Below are 6,262 nucleotides of genomic sequence, written 5' to 3'. Positions count from 1 at the left end.
GGGTCTGGGTGTGCCGGGGGCCGGGGCGCCGGGGTTCGGGGGCGGAGCCCCCGGTGGGGGCAGGGGGCGAAGCCCCAGGGGGGTGCAGGGGGCGAAGCCCCCGCGAGGGTGCCACCCATGGGGCCCGGGGCGCCGAAGTCCGGGGTGAAGCCCCCGGTGGGGGCGAGGGGTGAAGCCCCAGGGGGGTGCAGGGGGCGAAGCCCTCGCGGGGGTGCCCACTCATGGGGTCCGGGGCTCCGGAGTGCAGGGGGCGAAGCCCCCGCGAGGCTACCCACCCATGAGGTCCCGGGCTCAGCCCCATGGGTGCCCACCCATGGGGCCCCACCGGGCTACCCACCCAAGGGGTCCGAGGCGAAGCCCCAGCCAGGATGCCCACCCTGGGGCCGGGGGGCCCACCCCCCCGGGTTCCCCCCCCAAGGGGGCGGGGGCCCCACCCCGGGTTTGGGGAAGGGGCGGGTAGGGGAAATCCGCCCGCCGCAGGCGCCCACTCACCCGCACCCGACAACGAGACCGCACCCCAACCCAGCCCCCAACCGGACCGCACCCAACCGGACCGCACCCCAGCGCCCCCAACAGACCGCACCCCAGCGCCCCCACCGGAGCGCCCCACCCACGGCACCCCCAACCGAACCGCACCCCTAGTGATGAAACGCCGTCACCGCAGCCGCATCCGACCCCAACGGCCCACTCTGCCGCCGAAGTTCCGGCAGCACCCGCCCCAGATCCTCGAGCAGCAGCGCAGCCAGATCCGCCGAGAACCCGTTCCTGCACACGATCCGCAGGACCGAAAGATCCTCCCGGTCCGCGGGGAACGTATACGCCGGCACCAGCCACCCCCGCTCCCGCAACCGCCGCGACACATCGAACACGTCGAAGGCCGACACATCCGGAGCCGTCGTGAAGGCGAACACCGGCAAGTGATCGCCACGCGTGAGCAGGTGGAAGTCGCCGAGTGCCTCGATCCGTTCGGCAAGCCCGCGCGCCACATCGCGCGAGGCCTGCTGAACGGCCCGGTACCCCTCACGCCCCAGCCGTAGAAAGGTGTAGTACTGCGCGACCACCTGAGCCCCGGGCCGCGAGAAGTTCAGGGCGAACGTCGGCATGTCCCCGCCCAAGTAGTTGACCCGGAAGACCAGTTCCTCGGGCAGCTCCTCGGCCGACCGCCACAGCGCCCAGCCCACCCCCGGGTACACCAGCCCGTACTTATGCCCGGACGTGTTGATCGACGCGACCCGCGGCAGCCGGAAGTCCCAGACCAGATCCTCGTCCAGGAAGGGAGCGATCATCGCGCCGGAGGCACCGTCGACATGCACGGGCACATCCAGACCCGTGCGCTCCTGGAGCTCATCGAGCGCGGCACAGATCTCCGCGACGGGCTCGTACGACCCGTCGAAGGTCGACCCGAGCACCGCCACGACCCCGATGGTGTTCTCGTCGCACAGCTCCACCGCCGAGGCCGCGTCCATATGGAAGCGCGACCCCTCCATCGGCACGAGCCGTGCCTCGACCTCCCAGAAGTTGCAGAACTTCTCCCAGCACACCTGCACATTCGCGCCCATCACCAGGTTGGGCCGCGCCTCACGAGAGGGGTACCGGTCGGCGTTCCGCTTCGCCCAGCGCCGCTTCAGCGCCATCCCGGCCAGCATGCAGGCCTCGCTCGACCCCGTGGTCGAGCACCCGACCGCGGTCCGGGGATCCGGTGCGTGCCACAGATCGGCGAGCATCGCCACGCACCGCCGCTCCAGCTCGGCGGTGCGCGGGTACTCGTCCTTGTCGATCATGTTCTTGTCCCGGCACTCGGCCATCAGGACCCCGGCCTGCGGTTCCATCCAGGTGGTGACGAAGGTGGCCAGATTCAGCCGGGCGTTGCCGTCGAGCATCAGCTCGTCATGGACCAGTTGATACGCGGTCGTCGGCGGCAGCGGCCCGGCCGGCATCCGGTGCCGGGGCGGCGCCTCGGTCATCCCGCTCACGGGGTTGGCCTCGCCGAGGAAGGGGTTCAGGGCGAGCCGGCGCAGATCGTGCTCGTCGCCGTGGTGCGGAGTACCGCCGCGGTGCAGGGACATGCTCGCCTCCAAGTGTGGTCCCCCTCGCCACACTAAACGGGCATACGAGATGTATCAGCCCGTAGGGGCCCCGGTCTGCACCTCACGGAAACCGCAGCTTGCACCTCACGGAAACCGCAGCTTGCACCTCACGGAAACCGCAGCTCGCACGTCGCGGAAACCGCAGCTCGCAACCTCACGGAAACTCCGGCTTGCACCTCACGTGGCGTGAGGACTCAAGGTGAAGGCGTACCGGGAAACCGGACAGCACGGACCAGAAAGGATCGGCGGCCATGAGCTACTCCGTCGGACATGTCGCCGGCCTCGCGGGCGTCACGGTGCGCACCCTGCACCACTACGACGAGATCGGCCTGCTCGCCCCGAGCGAGCGCAGCTACGCGGGCCACCGGCGCTACAGCGACGAGGACCTCGACCGGCTGCAGCAGATCCTCTTCTACCGGGAGCTCGGCTTCCCGCTCGACGAGGTCAAGGTGCTGCTCGACGACCCCGGTGTGGATCCGCAGGAACACCTGCGGCGCCAGCACGAGCTGCTCGCCGACCGGATCGAGCAGCTGCAGAAGATGGCCACGGCCGTCGAGCAAGCCATGGAGGCGAAGAAGATGGGCATCAACCTCACGCCCGAGGAGCGGTTCGAGGTCTTCGGCGAGCACGACCCCGAGCAGTACGAGGAGGAGGCCGAGCAGCGCTGGGGCAACACCGACGCCTGGGCCGAGTCGAAGCGCAAGACGTCCTCGTACACGAAGGAGGACTGGCTGCGGATCAGGGCCGAGGCCGACGACTGGACCCGGCGGATGATCGCGCTCATCGAGTCGGGGGCCGAGCCCGCGTCCGAGGCCGCGATGGACATGGCGGAGGAGCACCGCCTGCAGATCTGCCAGTACCACTACACCTGCACGCACGAGATCCACAGCTGTCTCGCCGAGATGTTCGTCGCGGACGAGCGCTTCACGCGCAACATCGACAAGGCGAAGCCGGGTCTGGCCGCGTACATGAGCGAGGCGATGATCGCGAACGCGCTGCGTCACCTGTAGCCGACGAGGCGTACGGCACTGTGCCGTACGCCTCGCCGTGCTGTGGCCGGACGCCAGCCGGTCAGGCGGTCCGCGTGATCACCACGGCCGTCCCGTACGCACACACCTCGGTCCCGACGTCCTGCGCCTCGGTCACATCGAAACGGAACATGAGCACCGCGTTGGCGCCCCGCGCCCGGGCCTGCTCGACCAGCCGGTCCATGGCCTGGTTACGCGTCTCGACCAGGGTCTTCGTGAGCCCTTTGAGCTCACCGCCGATCATCGACTTCAGACCGGCCCCGATCTGGCTGCCCAGATGCCGGGAGCGCACGGTGAGCCCGAAGACCTCGCCGATCACCTGCTGCACCTGGTAGCCGGGCACGTCATTGGTCGTCACGACCAGTACGTCGGACTGCGGTCCCTGCCCGCCGCCGAAATCCTCGATTCCCATCCACCGACCCTTCCGTCGCGCCCGTCCCACCCCTCTCACCTGCAGAGCTTTGTCCCTTTTCGTCACCGGTGCATCCTGGAAGGCCCCGGTGGAACCTGGTCCTGTCTCCCTGCGTTGATAGCTTTAGGCGGCCACGCCCCGCCGCGAGCTTTCATGCCCACGACACCCCCCAGGAGCCCGGACCCGTGATGACGACGCTTGCGCTCGGACCGAGCTGGCTCGATCCGGACTTTCTGCTCAACGAGTTCGGGTTGTACGGCCTGCTGCTCATCGTCTTCGCCGAGTCGGGCCTGCTCATCGGGTTCTTCCTGCCGGGCGACTCGCTCCTGTTCACCACGGGCCTGCTGATCACCACCAAGCAGCTCGACCACCCGCTCTGGCTGGTGTGCACCCTGATCGCGATCGCCGCGATCGTCGGCGACCAGGTGGGGTATCTCTTCGGCCGGAAGGTCGGCCCCTCGCTCTTCAACCGCCCGGACTCCAAGTTCTTCAAACAGGAGAACGTGACGAAGGCGCACGAATTCTTCGAGAAGTACGGCCCGAAGTCCCTGGTCCTGGCCCGCTTCGTGCCGATCGTGCGCACCTTCACGCCGATCATCGCGGGCGTGAGCCGGATGAACTACCGCTCGTTCATCACGTTCAACATCATCGGCGGCATCCTCTGGGGTGTCGGTGTGACGCTGCTCGGCGCCTCGCTCGGCAAGGTCGACTTCGTCCACCAGAACATCGAGGCGATCCTGATCGGCATCGTCCTGCTCTCGGTCGTACCGATCGCCATCGAGTTCCTGCGCGCCCGCTCGAAGTCCAAGAAGGCCGACGCCGAGGGCCAGGGCTCCACGCCGGTGACCCCCCAGCGCGGCCGCCACGCCAAGCGCTGAGCCCCACGGCGGGCCGCCGACCACCCGAACCCGGGAAGCCCGAGGTCAGAAGCCTCGCGTACGTTTGGCCGCCCGCCGGCCCGCCGCCCCCGGCACCCGGAGCAGCAGCCGTGAGATCTCGCTTCCGAGGTTCACGCCGATCGCGATGGCCATCGCCGTGGCGGCCGCCCGGGTGAGTGCCCCGAGGCCGCCCTGTACATCGTTCTGCGCGATCGACAGCACACCGAAGTACGTCGAGGAACCGGGCAGCAGCGGCCCGATCGCCGCCGTGATGTACGGCAGGGCCGACGAGAACCGGTAGCGCGAGAACAGCTGGCCGAACAGACCCACCACCCCGGCCGCGACAGCCGTCGCCGCCACGGGCGAGATATCGGCCGCGAAGTGCAGGGCTCCGAAGATCGCCCAGGCCACCCCGCCGTTGAGCGTCACCATCAGCACCGACCCGCGCTCCTGCTGCAGCAGCACCGCGAACGCCAGACTCAGCGCCATCGACGCGAGGATCTGGGCCTCCGGCCGTTCGGTGATCTGCAGCGCCACATCGGGATCGAGCTGCGCCCCCAGCTGCACGCCCAGATAGAGCACGGTCAGCACACCCACCACGATGGCCACGAAGAAGTACATGACCTCGAGGAGCCGGGCCGCGGCGGTGATGTAGTAGCCGGTCAGACCGTCCTGCACGCCCGCCACGAGCGCCCGCCCGGGCAGCAGCGCGAACAGCCCACCGGTGATCACCGCGGAGCCGCTCACCGTCGACGTATGGCTGAGCGTGAGCGCCACACCCATCGCGGCCGGCGGCATCGCGGCCACCACGAACTGGTAGAACTCCGGCAGCCCTCGCCCGGCACACAGCCACGCGAGCCGGTCGCCGAGCATCGCGCCGAGCATCGCCGCGATGAACACCGGCGTATCACCGCCGACCAGGACGGATGCCGCACCGGCGAGCAGCCCGCTGGCCATGGTCAGCGCCCAGCCGGGATACGGGTGCCGGTTGCGCCGGATCTGCGCGAGCGCGCGGTACGCCTCCTCGAGGGAGACGTCGATCTCCTCGGCGCTGATGTCGTCGACCAGCTGGTACACGGCCTGCAGTCGCGTGTAGTCGGTGCCGCGGCGCCGTACGGTGCGCGAGGCCGTCACCGGGTCGTCGACCAGGGAGGGCTGATACGAGATCGAGAGCAGCGTGAAGGTGACGTTCGGCTCGCAGCGGTCGAGCCCGTACGAACGGCAGACCGCGAACATCGCGGCCTCCACGTCCTCGGCCCCCTCACCGCCCGCGAGCAGCAGCTCCCCGATACGCAGGGTCAGGTCGAGCACACGGGGAACGGCGGGCCCCTCGTCCTCGTGCCGCTGCGTGGGCTCGGACGCGGGCCGGTCCGTCACCGGCGTACGCAGCATGGTGCGCATCCGGTCCTGCCAGGGCGCGTCCTTGGTCAGCCTGACCTTGGGAATGCCCTCGGCGGGCGTGAAAGCCCCGTGGTGGTACGACTGCGGGTGCGTGAACGCCGACGCGTCCGTCTCCGGCGCGGGCGGAATCCGCAGCCCCTGCGGAATCGTGAACTCCGAGGTCGGCTGCTCCACCTCCGGCGCGGGCACGGTGTCCACGCCACCCACGGGGGCGAACGCACTGCGTGCCTCATCGGACTGCGGTTTGCGGTCCTCGGCCTCCGGATCCGTCAACGCCCTCTTCTCCATCATCGGCACGGCCAGTACGCCCAGTATGCGTACGAACGCACGAAGCGGCTCACCGGCCCCTCCCGTACCCGTGAACGGGCGGTCCATCCGGATTCCGCATACGCGAACGGGGACCACGCCCCCCCGCTCCGGGGGGCGCCGGCCGGGCGCCCCGGCCCGCCAAAAAAT

The 6,262-nt window shown here is 69.7% G+C and carries 5 protein-coding genes; 2 read left to right on the top strand and 3 right to left on the bottom strand.

Annotated features, from left to right (window positions below; genetic code table 11):
- Positions 1-638: 638 nt before the first annotated feature.
- The gene (locus JAO81_RS22175; protein WP_199549654.1) at positions 639-2,066 is read right to left on the bottom strand and encodes a glutamate decarboxylase; all 1,428 of its coding nucleotides are present in this window, start codon (positions 2,064-2,066) and stop codon (positions 639-641) included.
- Positions 2,067-2,338: 272 nt separating this feature from the next.
- On the opposite strand from JAO81_RS22175, the gene JAO81_RS22170 reads away from it, so the two are divergent.
- On the top strand, positions 2,339-3,097 hold the full coding sequence (locus tag JAO81_RS22170; RefSeq protein ID WP_199549653.1) for a MerR family transcriptional regulator: 759 nt from the start codon (positions 2,339-2,341) through the stop codon (positions 3,095-3,097).
- Positions 3,098-3,158: 61 nt separating this feature from the next.
- Here JAO81_RS22170 and JAO81_RS22165 read toward each other — a convergent pair whose 3' ends face one another.
- The gene (locus tag JAO81_RS22165) at positions 3,159-3,527 is read right to left on the bottom strand and encodes a YbjQ family protein (protein ID WP_165332954.1); all 369 of its coding nucleotides are present in this window, start codon (positions 3,525-3,527) and stop codon (positions 3,159-3,161) included.
- A gap of 188 nt (positions 3,528-3,715) precedes the next feature.
- Between JAO81_RS22165 and JAO81_RS22160 the strand changes: the two genes are divergently transcribed.
- The gene (locus tag JAO81_RS22160) at positions 3,716-4,405 is read left to right on the top strand and encodes a DedA family protein (RefSeq protein ID WP_199549697.1); all 690 of its coding nucleotides are present in this window, start codon (positions 3,716-3,718) and stop codon (positions 4,403-4,405) included.
- A 45-nt stretch (positions 4,406-4,450) separates the two neighbouring features.
- Here the strand turns inward: JAO81_RS22160 and JAO81_RS22155 are convergent, their stop codons facing one another.
- On the bottom strand, positions 4,451-6,094 hold the full coding sequence (locus JAO81_RS22155; protein WP_233415749.1) for a threonine/serine exporter ThrE family protein: 1,644 nt from the start codon (positions 6,092-6,094) through the stop codon (positions 4,451-4,453).
- Positions 6,095-6,262: the final 168 nt, after the last annotated feature.

The organism is Streptomyces sp. N35, assembly GCF_016464295.1.
Lineage (GTDB): Bacteria > Actinomycetota > Actinomycetes > Streptomycetales > Streptomycetaceae > Streptomyces.
Note: the sequence above shows the minus strand (reverse complement) of the source record. Positions and strands in the feature narration are given on the sequence as shown.

Bases quoted from the DNA above. Each gene is read 5' to 3' on its own strand.
- JAO81_RS22175 (WP_199549654.1), bottom strand. From the start codon at position 2,066: ATGTCCCTGCACCGCGGCGGTACTCCGCACCACGGCGACGAGCACGAT.
- JAO81_RS22170 (WP_199549653.1), top strand. From the start codon at position 2,339: ATGAGCTACTCCGTCGGACATGTCGCCGGCCTCGCGGGCGTCACGGTG.
- JAO81_RS22165 (WP_165332954.1), bottom strand. From the start codon at position 3,527: ATGGGAATCGAGGATTTCGGCGGCGGGCAGGGACCGCAGTCCGACGTA.
- JAO81_RS22160 (WP_199549697.1), top strand. From the start codon at position 3,716: ATGACGACGCTTGCGCTCGGACCGAGCTGGCTCGATCCGGACTTTCTG.
- JAO81_RS22155 (WP_233415749.1), bottom strand. From the start codon at position 6,094: ATGGAGAAGAGGGCGTTGACGGATCCGGAGGCCGAGGACCGCAAACCG.